This is a genomic window from Streptomyces sp. Alt3 (assembly GCF_030719215.1).
Classification (GTDB): domain Bacteria; phylum Actinomycetota; class Actinomycetes; order Streptomycetales; family Streptomycetaceae; genus Streptomyces; species Streptomyces glycanivorans.
Map to the genome: position 1 here is coordinate 2,285,858 of NZ_CP120983.1, position 18,865 is coordinate 2,304,722.

Genomic DNA, 18,865 nt, shown 5'->3' on the forward strand with positions numbered 1-18,865 from the left:
GCTCCTGCCCACGAGGATGCCCCGGTGCCGGCCCGGGCACCACAGGAGGGGGTCAGTCCCGTTCGTATGCCGCGATCAGCTCGCTCGACCGCTTCACGTCGGCGGCCATCGCCACGAGAAGGTCGTCGATCGACTCGAACTTCAGCATTCCGCGCACGTAGGCCAGGAAGTCCACGGCCACGTGCAGTCCGTACAGGTCCAGACCGACGCGGTCGATGGCGTACGCCTCGACGGTCCGCTCCGTGCCGTCGAACTGCGGGTTGGTTCCCACGGAGATCGCGGCGGGCATCGCCTCGCCGTCGACGGTGAGCCAGCCGGCGTAGACGCCGTCGGCGGGGATCGCGGTGTGCGGCAGGGTCTCGACGTTCGCCGTGGGGAATCCGAGCTCGCGCCCGCGCTGGGCACCGCGCACCACGACGCCCTCGACGCGGTGCGGGCGGCCGAGGATCTCCGCGGCCCCCGCGACGTCGCCCTCGGCGATCAGGCGGCGGGTGAGCGTCGAGGAGAACGGCTCGCCGCCGCCCGCCTCACCGCTGACGTAGAGCTCGATGACCTCGGTCCCGTAGTCGTACGTCGCACCGAGCTCGGCGAGGAACGTGACGTTGCCGGCCGCGCGGTGTCCGAACCGGAAGTTGGGGCCTTCGATGACCAGCTTCGCGTGGAGCTTGTCGACGAGCACCTTCGCGATGAAGTCGGCGGGCGAGAGCTGCGAGAACGCGGCGGTGAACGGCAGGATCAGCACCGCGTCCACCCCCAGCCCGGCCATCAGCTCGGCACGGCGCTGGTGCGGGGCCAGCAGCGGCGGGTGCGTGCCGGGGCGGACGACCTCGCTGGGGTGCGGGTCGAAGGTGACGACGACCGAGGGGACGCCGAGCTCACGCGCCCGCTCCACGGCACGGCCGATGATCAGCTGGTGTCCGCGGTGCACCCCGTCGTAGGACCCGATGGTGACGACGCTGCGTCCCCAGTCCTCAGGGATGTCCTCCAAGCCACGCCAGCAGTGCACTCTGACCGCTCCTCGCCCGAACCTGTGTACGTGTGTATGTCCATTACGCAGGTCTAAGACTGCCATGCTCACGTCCCGCAGCCTGCATCGGCATGGGGATCGCGGACCGCGGTCCGTCCGGCGCCTCCACGGTCAGCCGTGCGGCGGGCCCCACGAGGGCGGCCCATTCCTGCGGGGCTTCCGCCAGCCACCGGGAGACGAGGGCGGCGAATCCGGGATTGTCCCGGGCGAGTTCGGCCAGCCCCCGGTCGAACCGTTCCGCGCCCTCCACCGTCCGCGCGAGGAGCGTCCCGGTGCGGTGCACCAGGGCCCGGGTGCGGGCCTCGGGACGGCGTCGGGAGCCCGCGGCGGCCGCCCGCAGCAGGGCGTCGAGGACCTCGGGGTCCCTGCCGGTGTCCTGTTCGAAGTCCAGCAGGACCTCCAGCAGCTCTGCCCGCAGCGGTCGCGAAGCGGGCGTTCCCGGAGCGGCGAGGACCCGGGCGAACGCGGAACGCACGGGAGGCGGCGCCGGGTGGTCGCGCAGCAGGCCCGTCATCAGGGGCAGGAGCAGTGCCCGGGCGGCAGGGCCGTGCTCCAGCCTGAGGTCCACGTAGGAGGCGGCCTGCGCCGCGGCGTCCGGGCCGGGCCGACTGTCGATGAAGCAGCGCACGAGTCCGGGGGCGTGCAGGGCCAGGGCGGGGGTGTCCAGGGCGGCCAGGTCCCGCAGCACGCCGTCGGCGGCCTCTCCCGGCAGCGACAGACGGGCGCGCAGCGCGGCAAGCACCGGCTCGGGGTACTCGGGGAACACATCGGTGAGCAGGGTCACCGGCAGCCGGGGGTCACCTGCGGCGAAGACCCTCAGGGCCTGTGGGAGATATCGGCCGCCCGTCGCCGGATCGCGTACGAGGACGGTGAGCGCCTGGGCGTGCAGGACGGCGTCGTCCGGCCGGGCCAGCAGGGTGAGCGCGGTGCGGCGCAGCAGGGCTCGGTCGGAGTCGTGGAGGGTGTGGGCGGCCACGAGCGGGAGGTGAACGGCCGCGGCGGCGCGCCGTGCGGGCCGGTCCTCGTCGCGTGCCCAGCGGTCCAGGGCCCCGCACAGGGCGGCCGGTTCGTCCTCGGCGAGGGTGGCGAGCAGTTCGGCGGCGCGCGGGTGGGGGGTGTCCACGAGCGCCTCGGTCAGGTCGTCGACGGCGAGGTCCCGTCCGGCGTACAGGAGTGCCTGGGCGGCGGCGGCCACGGTCAGCCGCATCGGCACGCCCTCCTCGGCGGGCAGGGGGCTCTCGTCCGTGAACCAGCGGCACAGCAGAGGCTGGACCGCCTCGGGGTGGGCGGCCAGCCGCCGGGCCACCGCGTCGAGGTAGCGTTCGCCGCCGTCCGCGCGGGGGGCTCCGTCGGCCGGCAGGAGGCGGCGCAGCAGGTCGGTCCGGTCCTCCTCGGCCAGCCGGAGGCGGCGCCAGAACCACGGCCCGAACTCCGCGTAGGGGCCGAGGGCCCCGGGCCCGCCGCCGGACAGGGAACGCCGGGTGATCCGTCCGGCCAGTACCCGCAGCACCCCGAGGAAGGGCCGGGCGTCCGGGACCCTCAGGAGGCTCTCGCGGAGCAGACGGGCCGCCCACCAGGCGGCGTCGGTGAGCCGCTCCCCCGTGCCGGACGCCAGGCGGTCCATCGCCTCGATCAGGTCGGCCATCCGGTGGGCCAGCGCCGCGTGCCCCTGACGCCGCTCCAGCAGGAGCATCGCCTGGAGCACGGGGCCGGTCCGGTGGCGCGGCACGGGGAGGTTCCGGGGCTCGGCCGCATCCTGCGGGCCGGGCTCGGGTACCGGCTCGCCGTCCGCGTGCCAGCGGTGGACCAGCGAGTACAGCGCCGCGTCCAGGTCGAGGTGCGCGCCCTGCACCCAGTCGCCCAGCTCCTCGTGGGCGAAGCGGTAGCCCGCTCCCGCGGGCACCAGCAGCCCTTCTGTGAGGACCGCCGAGGCCCACCCGGTGCGCCAGGGGAAGATCTCCTCGAACGACGCCCGGTCCAGCTCGCCCTGTCCCGGGCCGAGGCAGCGCCTGGCCGCCTCGTGGACCTGGCCGGCCACCTTCGCCGCCAGCCGGCGGACCGCCGTGCCCCGGAGCGCGGGCTCGGCCTGCGCCCCGATGCGGACGGCGATGCGGACGCAGGAGAGGTCCAGGTGCGCGGCAAAGACTTCCTCGGTCCCGGGACGCCCCGGGACGTCGGGGGGCAGCGCCGCCCGTACCTCGGCCAGCAGGCGCAGGGTGAGGGGATGCCGGTCGTGGCCGGGTTCGATCGCGCCGGGCGGGATGCCGTACCGCTCCCACGCCCGCTCGGCCTGTTCCGCGGTGAGGTCGCCGAGCCGGACGGCGGGCGGCAGGCCCCGCGCCGGACGCTCCGGACGGTGCAGGGCGTCCGCCGGATACAGCGCGCCCGCGGTCTCCCAGTGCTCGGGGCGGCAGGCGACGAGCAGCCGCACCTCATGGGCCTGGAGCCATGCGGCGGTCGCCCCTGCCCATCCGGCGAAGCGGTGGGCCAGCAGGGGCGGCATCTCCTCCGGGCCGTCGACGACGACGAGGAGCGCCTTCCCGGACGCCGCGGCGAGGCGCGCCACCCGCTCCGGGGTGGCCGTCTCCATGTCGCCGCGGGCCCCCGCGGCAGTGAGGATCCGCCCGGAGCGTTGCAGGGTCCGGGTCATCGCGTCGGCCACCGAGGTGTCGTCGGCGAGCAGATCGGCTCCGCGGAGCCAGAGCGTCAGGGCGGGCACCGGGCCGCGGGCCCGGCGGGCGGCCAGGGCGGCGAGCTCCGTGGTACGGCCGCTGCCCGGGGCGCCGACCAGGCCCAGCACGGGCCCCGTGCCCGTCTCGAAGGCGGTGAACTCCGCGCCGACCTGCGGGCGTTCGACGGCCTCCGGGTCACAGGGCCGCCCGTCCGCCTGCCCGAGGGAGGTGGCGGTCAGCTGCAGTGCCCCCGCGAGATTGAGGTGGCGGCCGAACCCCGGGACGGCGCTCGCGTTGCGCCCGAGCACCTCGGCGAGCGGCCCGGGGGCGTCCTGGAGGGCCAGTGGCACGGCGAGCCCCGCGGTCTCGCGCCCGGCGCTGAGCGCGGTCGAGAGCACGCCGAGGACGGCGCCCGTACGCGGGTCCGTCACGGGCCCGCCGACGGCGGCTCCGCCGGAACGCAGCGCGTCGCGCCCGTCCGTCCCGAGGGCCAGCTCCAGCGCGCCGTCCACGGCGTGCTCGCGCCCGCCCTCGGAGTAGGTCGCCGGAGTCGTGCCGAGGACGCGTGCCTCACGCCAGCCGTGGGCGGCGATCCGCACGTAGGTGCCGGTGTCGATCTCCTCGCGTACGGCGATGGGGAGCGGCTCCACCCCCAGGATCCCGGGGCCACCGGTGCGCAGCAGGGCCAGGCCCAGGGCGGGCAGCGCGGTGATGTCGTCGGGGTCGATCACGCGGCTGCGGCCGTCGGCGGTGTGCAGCGTCAGGTGCGGCGAGCGCGCGACGGCCTGATGGCTGGTGACGACCGTGCCCCGGTCGTCCGCGACGAATCCGGTCCCCCGCGGCCTGGCCTGATCGCAGATACGCACAAGTTTCGACCGGTCCCCGCTGCCCATGGTCCGACGGTAGGTCCCAGGTGATCCACGGAGGAAACCCGAATGGCCGAAGCGCCCCCCTCACACCCCTCCGTCACTCCGAGCGCCCGCCCGTTGGGGTGAATCAGCGGGTTCGGGTGGACAGGAATGGTCGCGGGAGGGGGATCGTGGAGCCGGCGCCCCGGGGGAGGCTGCCGGCTCCACGAGGGCCGCAGTCGCAGAGCTCGCGTCAGGCGAAGACGGCGAGACTCCTGGCCTTGCCCTTCTGTTCCTCCACGAGCACCAGGAACGTCCCGTCGGGCCCGAAGACCCCGACCGCCCCCGGCGGATACGACGGCATGTCCAGCCGTACGCCGTTGAGCAGCAGCTTGGCCCGCTTCTCGTCCACGTCCCAGCGGGGGAAGGCCGAGGCGGCGGCCTCGGCCACCGGCATCACGGTCAGCTCCTGCTGGTGCTGGTCGAGGGTGCGCGCCGCGTCCAGGCCGTAGGGCCCGACGCGGGTCCGCCGCAGCGCGGTCAGATGCCCGCCGACGCCGAGACCTGCGCCGAGGTCGCGGGCCAGGGCACGGATGTACGTTCCCGAGGAGCAGACCACGGAGACGACCAGGTCGACGACCGGGGTTCCGTCCTCTGCGACGGCCTCGCGGACGTCGTAGACCCGGAAGGACGAGACGGTCACCGGACGGGCCGGGATCTCGAACTCCTCGCCGCCGCGCACCCGGGCGTACGACCGCTTGCCGTCGATCTTGATGGCGCTGACCTTGGACGGGACCTGCATGATCTCGCCGGTCAGCGCGGCTACCCCGGCGTCGATGCCCTCACGGGTCACGCCGGACGCGTCGGTGGACGAGGTGATCTCGCCCTCCGCGTCGTCGGTGACGGTGTCCTGGCCGAGCCGGATCGTCCCCAGGTACTCCTTCTCGGTCAGGGCGAGGTGACCGAGCAGCTTGGTCGCCCTCTCCACGCCGAGTACGAGGACTCCGGTCGCCATCGGGTCCAGGGTGCCGGCGTGGCCGACCCGCCGGGTACGGGCGATGCCGCGCATCTTGGCCACGACGTCGTGCGAAGTGAAGCCGGACGGCTTGTCGACGATGACGAGGCCGTCCGGCGTCCTGTCCTGCTTGTTCTGCGTCATGCGGAAGGCGAGTCCCCGTCGTTCTCGTCGGACTCGTCCTCCGGCTTGCGGTACGGGTCCGCACCGCCGGCGTAGGTGGCACCCGAGGACGCCTCGCGGACCTTGGCGTCCGAGGCACGTGCCCGGTCGAGCAGGTCCTCGATCGCCTTGGCGTTGTCCGGCAGGGCGTCCGCCACGAAGGCCAGGGTCGGGGTGAACTTGGTCCCCGCCGCGGCACCGACCGCCGAGCGCAGGATGCCCTTGGCGCTCTCCAGTCCGGCGGCCGCGCTGGCCCGCTCCTCGTCGTCGCCGTAGACCGTGTAGAAGACCGTGGCCTCCCGCAGGTCGCCGGTGACACGGGTGTCCGTGATGGTCACGTGCGTGCCCAGACGCGGGTCCTTGATACCGCGCTGCAGTTTCTCGGCGACCACCACCTGGATGAGGTCCGCCAGCTTCTTCGCCCGCGCGTTGTCGGCCACTGGTCCGTCTCCTTCTTAAGCCTTGCTCAATCGTCTTCGTCGCTGTGCAGCCGCCGCCGTACGGACAGCAGCTCCACCTCCGGCCGGCCCGCGATCATGCGTTCGCACCGGTCGAGTACATCTGTGAGGTGCCCGGTGTCCCCGGAGACCATGGCAAGACCGATCTCGGCCCTGCGGTAGAGGTCCTGCCCACCCGTCTCCGCGACACTCACCGCGTACTTGCGGTGCAGCTCGGCGACGATCGGGCGGACGACGGAACGCTTCTCCTTCAACGACCGTACGTCGCCGAGGAGCAGATCGAAGGACAGAGTCCCCACGTACATGTGTGTCCGGATGTCCCGCCGGTTCGGGTTCGCGCCCCGCCATCGCTTGGCGGGGACACGAGAACCGTACACGGAACGGCCGGGGCCGATCGACGGAAATACGACCCGTCGACCGGCCCCGACCGTGCAGGAGAGCCCGGGGGTCTCCCCCCGGGATTCCCCGTTGATCAGCCTCGCGGCTTCTCGCGCATCTCGTACGTCGCGATGACGTCGTCGATCTTGATGTCGTTGAAGTTTCCGAGGTTGATACCGCCCTCGAAGCCTTCGCGGATCTCGGTGACGTCGTCCTTGAAGCGACGCAGACCGGAGATGTTGAGGTTCTCCGCGATGACCTTGCCATCGCGCAGCAGGCGCGCCTTGGTGTTGCGCTTGACCTCGCCGGAGCGGACCAGCACACCGGCGATGTTGCCCAGCTTGGACGAGCGGAAGATCTCGCGGATCTCCGCCGTGCCGAGCTCGACCTCTTCGTACTCCGGCTTGAGCATGCCCTTGAGGGCCGCTTCGATCTCTTCGATCGCCTGGTAGATGACCGAGTAGTACCGGACGTCCACGCCCTCGCGCTCGGCCATCTGCTCGGCACGCCCTGCGGCGCGCACGTTGAAGCCGATCACGATGGCGTCGGAGCCGGTCGCCAGGTTGATGTCCGACTCGGTGACCGCACCCACACCGCGGTGCAGGACCCGGATGTCGACCTCTTCGCCGACGTCGAGCTGGAGCAGCGAGGACTCGAGGGCCTCCACCGAACCGGACGCGTCGCCCTTGATGATGAGGTTGAGCTCCTGGACCAGACCGGCCTTGAGCGCCTCGTCCAGGTTCTCCAGGGAGAACCGGACGCCCTTGCGGGCGAAGTTGGCGTTGCGCTCACGGGCGGCACGCTTCTCGGCGATCTGACGGGCCGTACGGTCCTCGTCGACCACCAGGAAGTTGTCGCCGGCACCCGGGACGTTGGTGAGACCCAGGACCAGGACGGGGGTCGAGGGACCCGCTTCCTGGACGTTGTTGCCGTTGTCGTCGAGCATCGCCCGGACACGGCCGTACGCGTCGCCGACGACCATCGTGTCGCCGATGCGCAGCGTTCCGCGCTGGACGAGCACGGTCGAGACGGCACCGCGGCCGCGGTCGAGGTGGGACTCGATCGCAATACCCTGCGCGTCCTGCTCCGGGTTGGCCCGCAGGTCGAGCGAGGCGTCGGCGGTGAGGACGACGGCCTCCAGGAGAGCCTCGATGTTGAGGCCCTGCTTGGCGGAGATGTCGACGAACATCGTGTCGCCGCCGTACTCCTCGGCCACCAGACCGAACTCGGTGAGCTGGCCGCGCACCTTGGTCGGGTCGGCGCCCTCGACGTCGATCTTGTTGACCGCGACCACGATCGGCACCTCGGCCGCCTTGGCGTGGTTCAGCGCCTCGATCGTCTGGGGCATCACACCGTCGTTCGCCGCCACCACGAGGATCGCGATGTCGGTGGACTTCGCACCACGTGCACGCATGGCGGTGAACGCCTCGTGACCCGGGGTGTCGATGAAGGTGATGCGGCGGTCCTCGCCGTTGACCTCGGAGGAGACCTGGTAGGCACCGATGTGCTGCGTGATGCCGCCGGCCTCGCCCGCGACGACGTTCGTCTTGCGGATCGCGTCCAGCAGTCGGGTCTTACCGTGGTCGACGTGACCCATGACGGTCACGACCGGCGGACGGGAGACCAGGGCCTCTTCGCCGCCCTCGTCCTCGCCGAACTCGATGTCGAAGGACTCGAGCAGCTCGCGGTCCTCCTCCTCCGGGCTGACGATCTCCAGGACGTAGTTCATCTCGTCCGCGAGGAGTCGCAGCGTCTCGTCGGAGACCGACTGCGTGGCGGTGACCATCTCGCCGAGGTTCATCATCACGGCGACGAGCGACGCCGGGTTGGCGTTGATCTTCTCCGCGAAGTCGGTCAGGGACGCACCGCGCGACAGCCGGACAGCCTGCCCGTTGCCGCGAGGCAGCATGACGCCGCCCACCGACGGGGCCTGCATGGCCTCGTACTCCTGGCGCCTCTGACGCTTCGACTTGCGACCACGACGCGCGGGACCGCCGGGACGGCCGAACGCACCCTGCGTGCCACCACGGGCACCCGGGCCGCCGGGACGTCCACCGAAGCCGGGACGACCGCCGAAGCCGCCGCCACCACCGGGACGGCCTGCGCCGCCACCGCCACCGGGACCACCGGGACGGCCGGCGAAGCCGCCGCCGCCACCACCGGGACCGGCCGGACGGCCTGCGAAGCCGCCGCCACCGGGACGACCGCCGCCGCCACCGGGACGGCCACCGCCGCCACCGGGACCACGGCCGCCGCCGGGGCCACCGCCGGGACGCGGGCCCGCAGCGGGACGCTGCGGCATCATGCCGGGGTTCGGACGGTTACCCGCGGGGGCACCGCCCGGACGGGGAGCCTGCGGACGGGGCATGCCGCCCGGGCTCGGACGTGCGCCACCCTGGCCCTGGGGGCGCGGGGCGCCACCGGGACCACCCTGCGGACGCGGGGCGCCGGGGCGCTCCTGACCGCCGCCGGGGCGCGGGGCACCGCCGGGACGGGGCGCCTGGGGGCGCGCCATGCCGGTGGAGCCGCCGGAGGTGAAGGGGTTGTTGCCCGGACGGGGACCGGCCGGACGGGAGCCGCCGGGGCGCGGTGCGCCCTGGCCCGCGGGACGTGCGGGACGGTCTCCGCCACGCTCGCCGCCGCGCTCTCCGCCACGGCCGCCGTCACGCTGACCGCCATCACGCTGACCGCCGTCACGCTGACCGCCGGCCGGAGCCGGACGGGCGGGACGGGGGCCGGGGGTGGCGCCGGAGGGACGGGGGGCCTGCTGCGGCGCGGCAGGCTGCTGGGCCGGAGCCGGAGCCGAGAACTCCGCGGCGGGCACGGGAGTGACCGGGGCGGGCTTCGGCGCGGGCCGGGGGCCCGGACGGGGACCGGCCGACGGCGCGGAAGGCGCCGCGGGGGTGCTGCTCGCCGGGGTCTCCGCGGCGGCCGGCTTGGGGGCCGGGGCGCCGGGCTTCGGGGCAGCGGGACGTGCCGCGGCGGCCGGGGACGGCGCTGCGGGCTTCGCGGGGGCGGCCTTGCGGGGCGCGCCAGGCTTTGCAGCGGACTTGCCGGCGTTGCCGCCGGGCCCCTGCAGTGCGTCAGTCAGTTTGCGTACAACCGGCGCCTCGATCGTCGAGGACGCCGAACGGACGAATTCACCGAGTTCTTGGAGCTTGGCCATGACGACCTTGCTCTCCACGCCGAACTCCTTGGCGAGCTCGTATACCCGGACCTTAGCCACTTCGCTCCTTTTAGGTCCGGGTTACCGCCGGACCGTCGCTACTTCATGGGCGTACTCATCGCGTACTCATCGAGTGCTCATCGCAATCTCGACCTACTTCCAACTCGCGAGGTACCTGACCGCACGGGGACCCGTGCCGTTCACTTTTCTACGGTGTCACCCGCTCGACGAACCGCTGCAGTGCGGCGGGGTCGAACGGCCCCTTGGCCTTGAAGGCCCGGGGGAATGCCCGGCGGCGGACCGCCAGGTCGAGACAGACGGAGGCGGGGTGTACGTACGCACCCCGGCCGGGCAGCGTACCGCGTGGATCAGGGACAACCTCTCCCTCGTCCACCACGATGCGCAGCAGCTCGCTCTTGGCCGCTCGCTCCCGGCATCCCACACAGGTTCGCTCGGGGCAAGCGCGGGCGTGCGTCCGGCCAGACACGGCTAAGTCTACCTCCCCGCATCGACCACACCCCTTCGGGGCATAAATCGAACGGATGTTGTCGTGATCTCAGCGGCATCGCGCCTTGATCTATTCCTTGGGAGCCGGTCCAGGCGCCGCCCGCGGCGGGCCCCGGACCGGCTCCGGGGGTCTCAGCCGCGCTCGGAACGCTCCCGGGCGCGCTCGGCGCGCTCACGGTCGGCCACGTCCCGCTCGGCGTCGGTCTCGGTGTCCGGGCGGATGTCGATGCGCCAGCCGGTGAGCCGGGCGGCCAGGCGGGCGTTCTGCCCCTCCTTGCCGATCGCCAGGGACAGCTGGTAGTCGGGCACGGTCACCCGGGCGGAGCGCGTGCCGAGGTCCACGACCTCGACCTTGCTCACCCGCGCGGGTGACAGCGCGTTGGCGACCATCTCGGCGGGGTCGTCCGACCAGTCCACGATGTCGATCTTCTCGCCGTGCAGCTCGGCCATGACGTTGCGCACACGGCTGCCCATCGGACCGATGCAGGCGCCCTTGGGGTTCAGCCCGGCGCGGGTGGAGCGCACGGCGATCTTGGTGCGGTGGCCCGCCTCGCGGGCGATGGCCTCGATGACGACCGACCCGTCCGCGATCTCCGGGACCTCCAGCGCGAAGAGCTTCTTCACGAGGTTGGGGTGGGTGCGCGAGAGCGTGACGGAAGGTCCGCGCACACCCTTGGCCACACGTACGACGTACGTGCGCAGCCGCAGGCCGTGCGTGTACTCCTCGCCGGGCACCTGCTCCTGCACCGGCAGGATGGCTTCCAGCTTGCCGATGTCGACCAGGACGTTCTTCGGGTCCTTGCCCTGCTGGACCAGGCCGGTGACGACGTCGCCCTCGTGACCCGCGTACTCCCCGAACGTCCTGTCGTCCTCGGCGTCGCGCAGCCGCTGCAGGATGACCTGCTTGGCGGTGGTCGCGGCGATACGGCCGAAGCCGGACGGCGTGTCGTCGAACTCCTTGGGCTCCTGGCCCTCCTCGAGCTCGGCCGGGTCGTCCTTGGCCCACACCGTGACGTGGCCGGAGGCGTCCAGCTCGACGCGCGCACGGCGGTGGCTGCCCTCGGTGCGGTGGTACGCGATGAGGAGGGCCGACTCGATCGCCCCGACGAGCACGTCGAAGGGGATCTCCTTGTCCTGCGCCAAGCCCTTCAGAAGCTTCACATCGATGTCCACGGCTACGCCTCCTCTTCCTTCTTGTCCTTGCGGTTGAATTCGATCTCCACGCGCGCCCTGCTGATCTCGTCGAAGGCGACACGGCGCGACGTGGGCTTGCGGCCCTTGACGCCCGGCACTTCCAGATCGAGCCCCTCGTCGTCCACCCCGAGGATGCGGGCCACAAGCTCGCCGCCCTCGTCCAGGGTGAGCCGGGCGAGCCGGCCGGTGGCGCGTACGTAGTGGCGGTGCTCGGTCAACGGGCGGTCCGCGCCCGGAGAGCTCACTTCGAGGACGTACTCGCCCTCACCCATGGCGTCGGTCTCGTCCAGCGTCTCGGAGATGCTGCGGCTGAGTTCCGCGCAGGTGTCGAGCTCCACGCCGTCCTCGGAATCCACGATGACTCTCAGCACCCGCCGCCGGCCCGCCCGGGACACCTCGATCTCCTCGAGGTCAAGCTCCTTGGCGCTGACGAGCGGCTCAAGCAGCCCGCGCAGCCTGTCGCTCTGGGTGGTGCTCATCCGGGTGACTCCTCGGCCGCGTGTGCTGTTGTGGGGATCTCGCGTGTCAGGTCAAAGGGTATCCGGTCCGCAGGGGTGTTGCCGTCCGCCTCCCGCCCGGCCGCGGGTACGCTCACCTTCGGTGATCACTTCGGGTCAGAAACTGTCAAAAACCAGGCTGAAGGAGACAAGTGCGCCGCACGGGGACGACGCGCAGGAGTGCGCTCACCGCCACGGGAGCAGTCGCCCTGGGTGCGGTGCTGACCGGCTGCGGGGACGGGCCGGAGAACCGCACGGCACCCGGCGGCGCGGACGCCAGGACCGCCGCCCTCCGGGAGGGAACGGCGCTGCGGGCCGCCGCCGCCCGTGACAGCGCCTCGCTGCTCTCCCGCTACGAACAGGTCGCTGCCGCCCACCCGCTGACGGAGGCGGGAATCGCGCCGATGGGTGCCGCGGTCCGCGAACACCTGGCGGCACTGGGCGGGCCGGCGAGGAAGGCGAGCGGGTCACCTGCCCCCACCCCGCCGGCCGCCCCCGCCGACGCGCGGGCGGCACTGAAGGAACTGGCGGCCGAGGAGCGCCGGGTGGCGGACGGACGGGCCACGGCCCTGCTGACCGCCGAACCCGAACTGGCGAGGCTGCTGGCCTCGATCGCCGCGGCCGGCGCGGCACACGCGTATCTGCTGACCGAACTGGCCAAGGAGACCCCGGCATGACGCAGGTGGCGGGAAAGGGCAAAGCCCGCAGCGGCGACGACGCCGACGGCACGCTGCGGGCCGCGCAGGCCGCACTCGCGGCCGAACACGCCTCGGTGTACGGCTACGGCACGCTGGGCGGACGGCTGGAGGGCAGCCGCCGCCGCGACGCGACGGCGGCCTCCGACGCCCACCGGGCCCGGCGGGACGCGCTCGTACGGACGGTGCGCGACCTGGGCGGCACGCCGGTCGCGGCGAGGGCCGCGTACGCGCTGCCCTTCGCGGTGCGGGACCCGGCGTCCGCGATGCGGCTGGCCGCGGTGCTGGAGGACCGGGTCGCGGGTGTGTACTCCGACCTCGTACGCGCCGCCCGCGGCCCGCTGCGGCAGGACGCCGCGGGTGCCCTCCGGGAGGCCGCGGTGCGCGCGGCGCGCTGGCGCGGCACCGGCGTAGCCTTTCCAGGGCTCACCGAGAAGGCCGCCCCGCCGGACAACACGGCGGAGGCAGGGGCCACGGGGGTCACGCACTGAGATCCCGCTCCGGGATCACGCTCTGAAAGGGAACACGGCACGTATGGGTTCTGAACCGCCGCAGCGGCTGGTGCGAGCGCTCGGTGAGACGTACGGGGACGCGGCCGCCGCCGAGTGGCTCGCGCGGCTCCCCGCGCTCACCGACGACGCGCTGTCCGCGCACGCGGTCTCCCTGGAGCGGGTGTGCGCCCCCGGTGGGCGCACCGCCCTCGTCCTCCTGGTGCGCCGGGCGGACGGCACGCCCGGTGTGCTGAAGATCGCGCCTCCCGGGGCCGCTCCCGGGCTCGAACGCGCGGCGCTCGCACACTGGAACGGCTGGGGCACCGTCGAGCTCCTGGCCGGTCCTGACGCCGCGGTGCCGGACGGCACCCTGTTGCTGGAGCGGCTGCACCACGAGGTCTCGCTGCGCTCGCTGCCCGAGGCGAAGGCCCTGCTGGAGGCCGCCGGGACGGTACGGCGCCTGTGGGTGGAGCCTCCGGCCGGCCACGGCTTCGAGACCGTCACCGAGCGCACCGCCCGGCAGCTGGACCCCATGCGCGCGGCGGCCGAACGGGACCCCGCACTCGGGCCTCTCGTCTCGGCGGCCCTGGCGGCCCGCGAGGAGCTGGTCCAGGACTCCCCCGAACTCTTCCTGCTGCACGGCAACTTCCGGCAGAGCAAGGTCCTGTCGGGCGAACGCGCCCCCTGGCTGGCGGTCGGCCCGGAGCCCCTGACCGGCGAGCGCGCGTACGACCTGGCGCGGCTGGTGCGCGACCGGGTCGAGGACCTGATCGCCTCGCCCGGTGGTGCCGCGACGGCCCGGCGCCGGGTCAAGAAGCTCGCCGAATCCCTGGACGTCGACCAGGCGCGCCTGCGCGGCTGGACGCTGTTCCGCGCCGTCGAGTCCGGCACGCGGGCGCTGACGGTGGGACGTACCCAGGACGGCGAGATGTCCCTGGAGTTCGCCGACTGGCTGTAGCGGTACGCGAAGGGCCCCGCGCGGCGCGCGGGGCCCTTCGTGCTGTCCTGCCGGTTCAGCCCTGGTCGGTCAGCCGTGCGATCGCCTCGTCGACCGTGAGCTCCTCGCGCTCGCCCGTGCGGCGGTCCTTGAGCTCCAGGACGCCCTCGGCCGAACGGCGGCCCGCGACAAGGATCTTGGGGACGCCGATGAGCTCGGAGTCGGTGAACTTCACGCCGGGCGAGACGCCCGCGCGGTCGTCGACCAGGACGCGCAGGCCCGCGGCGTTGAGCTTCTCGGAGACGTCGAGGGCGAGCTCCGTCTGGAGCGCCTTTCCGGCGGCGACGACGTGCACGTCGGCCGGGGCGATCTCGCGGGGCCAGCACAGGCCCTTGTCGTCGGCGGTCTGCTCGGCGAGTGCGGCCACCGCGCGGGAGACGCCGATGCCGTAGGAGCCCATGGTGACGCGGACGGGCTTGCCCTGCTGGCCGAGGACGTCGAGGGAGAAGATGTCGGCGTACTTGCGGCCGAGCTGGAAGATGTGGCCGATCTCGATGGCGCGGTCCACCTGGAGGCCGGTGCCGCACGCGGGGCAGGGGTCGCCCGCCTCGACGACGACGACGTCGAGGTGGTCGTCGACCTCGAAGTCGCGGCCCACGACGACGTTCTTCGCGTGCTTGCCCTCCTTGTTGGCGCCCGTGATCCAGGCGGTGCCCGCGGCGACGCGGGGGTCGGCGATGTAGCGGACCTTCTCCAGGCCCTGCGGGCCGACGTAGCCGCGTACGAGGTCGGGACGGCCCACGAAGTCCTCGGCGGTGACGAGCTCGACGACCGCGGGGGCGAGGTGCTCGCCGAGCTTGCCCAGGTCGACCTCGCGGTCGCCGGGCACGCCCACGGCCACGATCTCGCCGTCGACCTTGATCAGCAGGTTCTTCAGGGTGGCGGAGGCCGGGACGCCGAGGTGCGCGGCGAGGGACTCGATCGTCGGGGTGTCGGGGGTGTCCAGCTCCTCGACGGCGCCTGCGGCGGAGGCGTCGGCGATCGTCGTGACCTTGTACGTCACCGCCTCGGTGTTGGCGGCGTAGTCGCAGTTCGGGCAGTCGACGAAGGTGTCCTCGCCGGCGGGCGCGGGGGCGAGGAACTCCTCGGACGCGGAGCCGCCCATGGCTCCGGAGACGGCGGAGACGATGCGGTGGTCGAGGCCCAGGCGCTCGAAGATCCGGATGTAGGCGGCGCGGTGCAGCTGGTACGCCTCGGCCAGGCCCTCGTCGGTGGTGTCGAAGGAGTACGAGTCCTTCATCTGGAACTCGCGGCCGCGCAGCACGCCGGCGCGGGGGCGGGCCTCGTCGCGGTACTTGGTCTGGATCTGGTAGAGGATCACGGGCAGGTCCTTGTAGGACGAGCACATGTCCTTGACGACCTGGGTGAAGATCTCCTCGTGGGTGGGGCCGAGGAGGTAGTCGGCGCCCTTGCGGTCCTTGAGGCGGAACAGCAGGTCGCCGTACTCGTCGTACCGCCCGCTCGCCTCGTACGCCTCCTTGGGCAGCAGCGCGGGGAGCAGGACCTCCTGGCCGCCGATGGCGTCCATCTCCTCGCGGACGACGCGGGTGATGTTCTCCAGCACCTTCTTGCCGAGCGGCAGCCACGACCAGATACCGGCCGCGGTGCGGCGTACGTAACCGGCGCGGACGAGGAGCTTGTGGTTGAGCGTCTCGGCGTCCGCCGGGTCGTCGCGCAGTGTCTTGATCATCAATCGGGACATGCGCTGGACCTGGGCCATGATGAACTCCTGCTCGCAAGGGTGGTGAGCCCGAGGTTAACCGGGCCGCCCGCGCGGGCGGAAATCCATTCCCCGGGCCGCCCCGCGCATGGGGGGGCGGACGGTCTCAGCCGCGGCGGCGCAGCGGGAGGGGCGCGCCCATCACGGCGTACGGCTTGGGCGCGCTCGGGAAGAGCACCTGCCGGGCCAGGTCCTGGTAGCCCAGGGCGCGGTAGAGGCCGCGTGCGGGGCTGTCGGTGTCGATCGCGGAGAGGATGGAGCGGGGCAGGTCCACGGTGTCCGTGATGGTGGTGATCAGGCTGCGGCCGATGCCGCGCTGCTGGAACTCCGGGTGGACGTGGAGTTCGGTGATCACGAACGAGTCGTCGAGCCAGTCCTCGGATCCGGTGACGCGCAGATACGGTTCGACGACGGTGGACCACCAGTGCGTCCGGCTGTTCGGCAGCCCGTAGACGAATCCGGCGAGCCGTCCGTCGGCGGCGACGGCGCCGAAGGACCGTGCGCCCGGGTCGTCGAGGTGCCGCAGGACGATGTGGCGGCGTACGTCGATCTCGTCCTGGGAGAGCCCGAAGGCGTGGGCCTGGACGACGAGTGCCTCGTCGACCCGGGCGGCCAGGTCGAGCGGTCCGACCACGGTGTCGGGGGTCCCGGAGCCCCAGGGGGACATGGGGGTTGCTGCTGCCATGCGGGGAACCCTACTGGCCGTACGGTCGGTCAGAACAGCACGCTCATGAACGCGCCCGTCTCCTGGAAGCCGACGCGGCTGTAGGCCCTGCGCGCGGCGGTGTTGTAGTCGTTCACGTACAGGCTGACGACCGGTGCCACGTCGTCGAGGGCGTAGCGCAGGACGGCCGCCATGCCCGTCTCGGAAAGTCCCCGGCCACGGGCCTCGGGGGCTACCCAGACGCCCTGGATCTGGCAGGCGCGGGGGGTGGCCGCGCCGATCTCCGCCTTGAAGAGGACCTTGCCGTCCTCGATGCGGGCGAAGGAGCGGCCGGTGGTGATCAGTTCGGCGACCCGCGCCTGGTAGAGCAGCCCGCCGTCGCCGGCCAGCGGGGAGACACCGACCTCCTCGGTGAACATGGCCACGCAGGCCGGCATGAGGACGTCCATCTCCTCCTTGCGGACCCTGTGCACGAGCGGGTCGGCCGCCACCTCGGCCGAGGGCTGCTCGGTGACCATGAGCGGCTGGTTGGGCCGCACCTCACGGGCGGGGCCCCAGCTCGGTTCGAGGAGGCGCCACAGCTGGGCCGTGGGGCCTGCGGGGCCGACGATCGAGGAGCAGCGGCGGCCGGCCCTGCGGGCACGGTCGGCGAAGGCCCTGACGGCCTCGGGGGTGGCGCAGATGGGCACGAGGTTGGCCCCGGAGTAGCAGAGCGAGCGCAGCCGGCCGTCGGCGTACCAGCCCCACATCTCGCCGCCGAGCCGCCACGGGTCGAGCCCGGCGACCTGGACCCGGGAGGTCACGAAGGCGTTCTCGACGGGGGCACTCTCAAGGATGGCGAGCGCGGCGGGGAGCTCGCCGGGGTCGAGGACCCGGGTAGTGGTCTGCGTCAACACTGGGGCCTCATCGAACGGTCTGCTGATGTCCGCACTGTACCCGTCAAGACTGTGGGGTGCCGCTCCGCAGGGGGAAAGGCCCGGTGGACCGGGCCCGCACACGGCTGTGCCCCGCAGGCAGGGCCTGCGGGGCACGGCGCGGAAAGGCGGGGGCGGTCAGCCTGCGACGGAGATCTGGGGCTCGCCCGAGGCGATGCCGTCCTTCTCCATCTGCTCCGCGATCTTCATGGCCTCCTCGATGAGGGTCTCCACGATCTTCGACTCGGGGACGGTCTTGATGACCTCGCCCTTCACGAAGATCTGGCCCTTGCCGTTTCCGGACGCGACACCCAGGTCGGCCTCACGGGCCTCACCCGGACCGTTGACGACGCAGCCCATCACCGCGACCCGCAGCGGGACCTCCATGCCCTCCAGGCCGGCGCTCACCTGGTCGGCCAGCTTGTACACGTCCACCTGCGCACGCCCGCAGGACGGGCAGGAGACGATCTCCAGACGCCGCTGCTTGAGGTTCAGCGCCTCCAGGATCTGCAGGCCGACCTTGACCTCCTCCGCCGGAGGGGCCGACAGCGACACCCGGATCGTGTCCCCGATGCCTTCGGAGAGCAGCGCGCCGAACGCCACGGCGGACTTGATGGTGCCCTGGAACGCCGGGCCGGCCTCGGTCACGCCCAGGTGCAGCGGGTAGTCGCTCTGCGCCGCCAGCTGACGGTAGGCGTTCACCATGACGACCGGGTCGTTGTGCTTGACCGAGATCTTGATGTCGCGGAAGCCGTGCTCCTCGAACAGCGACGCCTCCCACAGCGCCGACTCCACGAGGGCCTCGGGCGTGGCCTTGCCGTACTTCCTCAGCAGCCGCGCGTCCAGCGAACCCGCGTTGACGCCGATGCGGATCGGGGTGCCGGCGTCGCCCGCCGCCCTCGCGATCTCCTTGACCTTGTCGTCGAACTGCTTGATGTTGCCCGGGTTCACACGGACCGCCGCGCAGCCCGCGTCGATCGCCGCGAACACGTACTTCGGCTGGAAGTGGATGTCCGCGATCACCGGGATCTGGGACTTCCTGGCGATCGTCGCCAGCGCGTCGGCGTCGTCCTGCGTCGGGCACGCGACCCGGACGATCTGACAGCCCGAGGCCGTCAGCTCCGCGATCTGCTGCAGCGTCGCACCGATGTCGGACGTGCGCGTCGTCGTCATCGACTGCACCGAGACCGGTGCGTGGCCACCGACCGCCACCGTCCCGACCTGGATCTGGCGGCTGACCCGTCGGTCGGCGAGCTTGGTCGGAACGTCCGGCATTCCGAGAGAAATCGCAGTCATGCGCTGAGCATCCCCAAGGTGTGGATCAGTGTGGATCGAGGTCCCGAGAACGGCGGGCTCCAGGATTCGAGGTTACGGCACCGGAGCCGGCGGGGACGCACCCCGTCGCCGGGCGGCTGCCGTGGTGTGCGGCCGGACCCCCGTCCGGGTGCCCGGCCGCACAC

The 18,865-nt window shown here is 72.6% G+C and carries 16 protein-coding genes; 3 read left to right on the top strand and 13 right to left on the bottom strand.

Going from position 1 to position 18,865, the window contains the following annotated elements:
* Positions 1–52: 52 nt before the first annotated feature.
* The 9 genes from P8A20_RS09555 to rimP form a co-directional block, all read right to left on the bottom strand.
* A complete protein-coding gene (locus tag P8A20_RS09555) occupies positions 53–1,006 on the bottom strand; it encodes a bifunctional riboflavin kinase/FAD synthetase (RefSeq protein WP_147959763.1) in 954 nt (317 codons plus the stop codon).
* 43 nt (positions 1,007–1,049) lie between these two features.
* Positions 1,050–4,592, bottom strand: coding sequence for a trypsin-like peptidase domain-containing protein (locus P8A20_RS09560; protein WP_306103332.1), 3,543 nt, complete (start codon positions 4,590–4,592; stop codon positions 1,050–1,052).
* Between the two features lie 208 nt (positions 4,593–4,800).
* Positions 4,801–5,706, bottom strand: coding sequence for a tRNA pseudouridine(55) synthase TruB (truB, locus tag P8A20_RS09565; protein ID WP_147959761.1), 906 nt, complete (start codon positions 5,704–5,706; stop codon positions 4,801–4,803).
* The gene (gene rbfA / locus P8A20_RS09570; RefSeq protein ID WP_014153744.1) at positions 5,703–6,164 is read right to left on the bottom strand and encodes a 30S ribosome-binding factor RbfA; all 462 of its coding nucleotides are present in this window, start codon (positions 6,162–6,164) and stop codon (positions 5,703–5,705) included. Before rbfA ends, truB begins: the two co-directional genes overlap by 4 nt.
* 26 nt (positions 6,165–6,190) lie before the next feature.
* The gene (locus P8A20_RS09575) at positions 6,191–6,487 is read right to left on the bottom strand and encodes a DUF503 domain-containing protein (RefSeq protein ID WP_147959760.1); all 297 of its coding nucleotides are present in this window, start codon (positions 6,485–6,487) and stop codon (positions 6,191–6,193) included.
* Between the two features lie 167 nt (positions 6,488–6,654).
* Entirely contained in the window at positions 6,655–9,786 is a 3,132-nt protein-coding gene (gene infB, locus P8A20_RS09580; RefSeq protein ID WP_306103333.1) for a translation initiation factor IF-2, read from the bottom strand.
* A gap of 148 nt (positions 9,787–9,934) precedes the next feature.
* Positions 9,935–10,213 (bottom strand): YlxR family protein, encoded by a 279-nt coding sequence (locus P8A20_RS09585; RefSeq protein ID WP_147959759.1) that lies wholly within the window; start codon positions 10,211–10,213, stop codon positions 9,935–9,937.
* A 152-nt stretch (positions 10,214–10,365) separates the two neighbouring features.
* Positions 10,366–11,406, bottom strand: coding sequence for a transcription termination factor NusA (gene nusA / locus P8A20_RS09590; RefSeq protein ID WP_147959758.1), 1,041 nt, complete (start codon positions 11,404–11,406; stop codon positions 10,366–10,368).
* Positions 11,407–11,408: 2 nt separating this feature from the next.
* Positions 11,409–11,906 carry a ribosome maturation factor RimP gene (rimP, locus tag P8A20_RS09595; protein ID WP_147959757.1) on the bottom strand — a complete coding sequence of 166 codons (498 nt, stop codon included), beginning with the start codon at positions 11,904–11,906 and terminating at the stop codon, positions 11,409–11,411.
* 170 nt (positions 11,907–12,076) lie between these two features.
* Between rimP and P8A20_RS09600 the strand changes: the two genes are divergently transcribed.
* The 3 genes from P8A20_RS09600 to P8A20_RS09610 are packed head-to-tail and all read left to right on the top strand — an operon-like array spanning position 12,077 to position 14,068.
* Entirely contained in the window at positions 12,077–12,601 is a 525-nt protein-coding gene (locus P8A20_RS09600; RefSeq protein ID WP_147959756.1) for a hypothetical protein, read from the top strand.
* A complete protein-coding gene (locus tag P8A20_RS09605) occupies positions 12,598–13,110 on the top strand; it encodes a ferritin-like domain-containing protein (protein WP_147959755.1) in 513 nt (170 codons plus the stop codon). Before P8A20_RS09600 ends, P8A20_RS09605 begins: the two co-directional genes overlap by 4 nt.
* 43 nt (positions 13,111–13,153) lie before the next feature.
* A complete protein-coding gene (locus P8A20_RS09610) occupies positions 13,154–14,068 on the top strand; it encodes an aminoglycoside phosphotransferase family protein (RefSeq protein WP_147959754.1) in 915 nt (304 codons plus the stop codon).
* A 55-nt stretch (positions 14,069–14,123) separates the two neighbouring features.
* Here the strand turns inward: P8A20_RS09610 and P8A20_RS09615 are convergent, their stop codons facing one another.
* From P8A20_RS09615 to ispG, 4 genes are all read right to left on the bottom strand, one after another.
* Entirely contained in the window at positions 14,124–15,827 is a 1,704-nt protein-coding gene (locus tag P8A20_RS09615) for a proline--tRNA ligase (protein WP_147959753.1), read from the bottom strand.
* Between the two features lie 106 nt (positions 15,828–15,933).
* On the bottom strand, positions 15,934–16,512 hold the full coding sequence (locus P8A20_RS09620; RefSeq protein ID WP_306103334.1) for a GNAT family N-acetyltransferase: 579 nt from the start codon (positions 16,510–16,512) through the stop codon (positions 15,934–15,936).
* 29 nt (positions 16,513–16,541) lie between these two features.
* Entirely contained in the window at positions 16,542–17,387 is an 846-nt protein-coding gene (locus P8A20_RS09625) for a GNAT family N-acetyltransferase (RefSeq protein WP_147959751.1), read from the bottom strand.
* Between the two features lie 156 nt (positions 17,388–17,543).
* Positions 17,544–18,701 carry a flavodoxin-dependent (E)-4-hydroxy-3-methylbut-2-enyl-diphosphate synthase gene (ispG, locus tag P8A20_RS09630; protein WP_306103335.1) on the bottom strand — a complete coding sequence of 386 codons (1,158 nt, stop codon included), beginning with the start codon at positions 18,699–18,701 and terminating at the stop codon, positions 17,544–17,546.
* Positions 18,702–18,865: the final 164 nt, after the last annotated feature.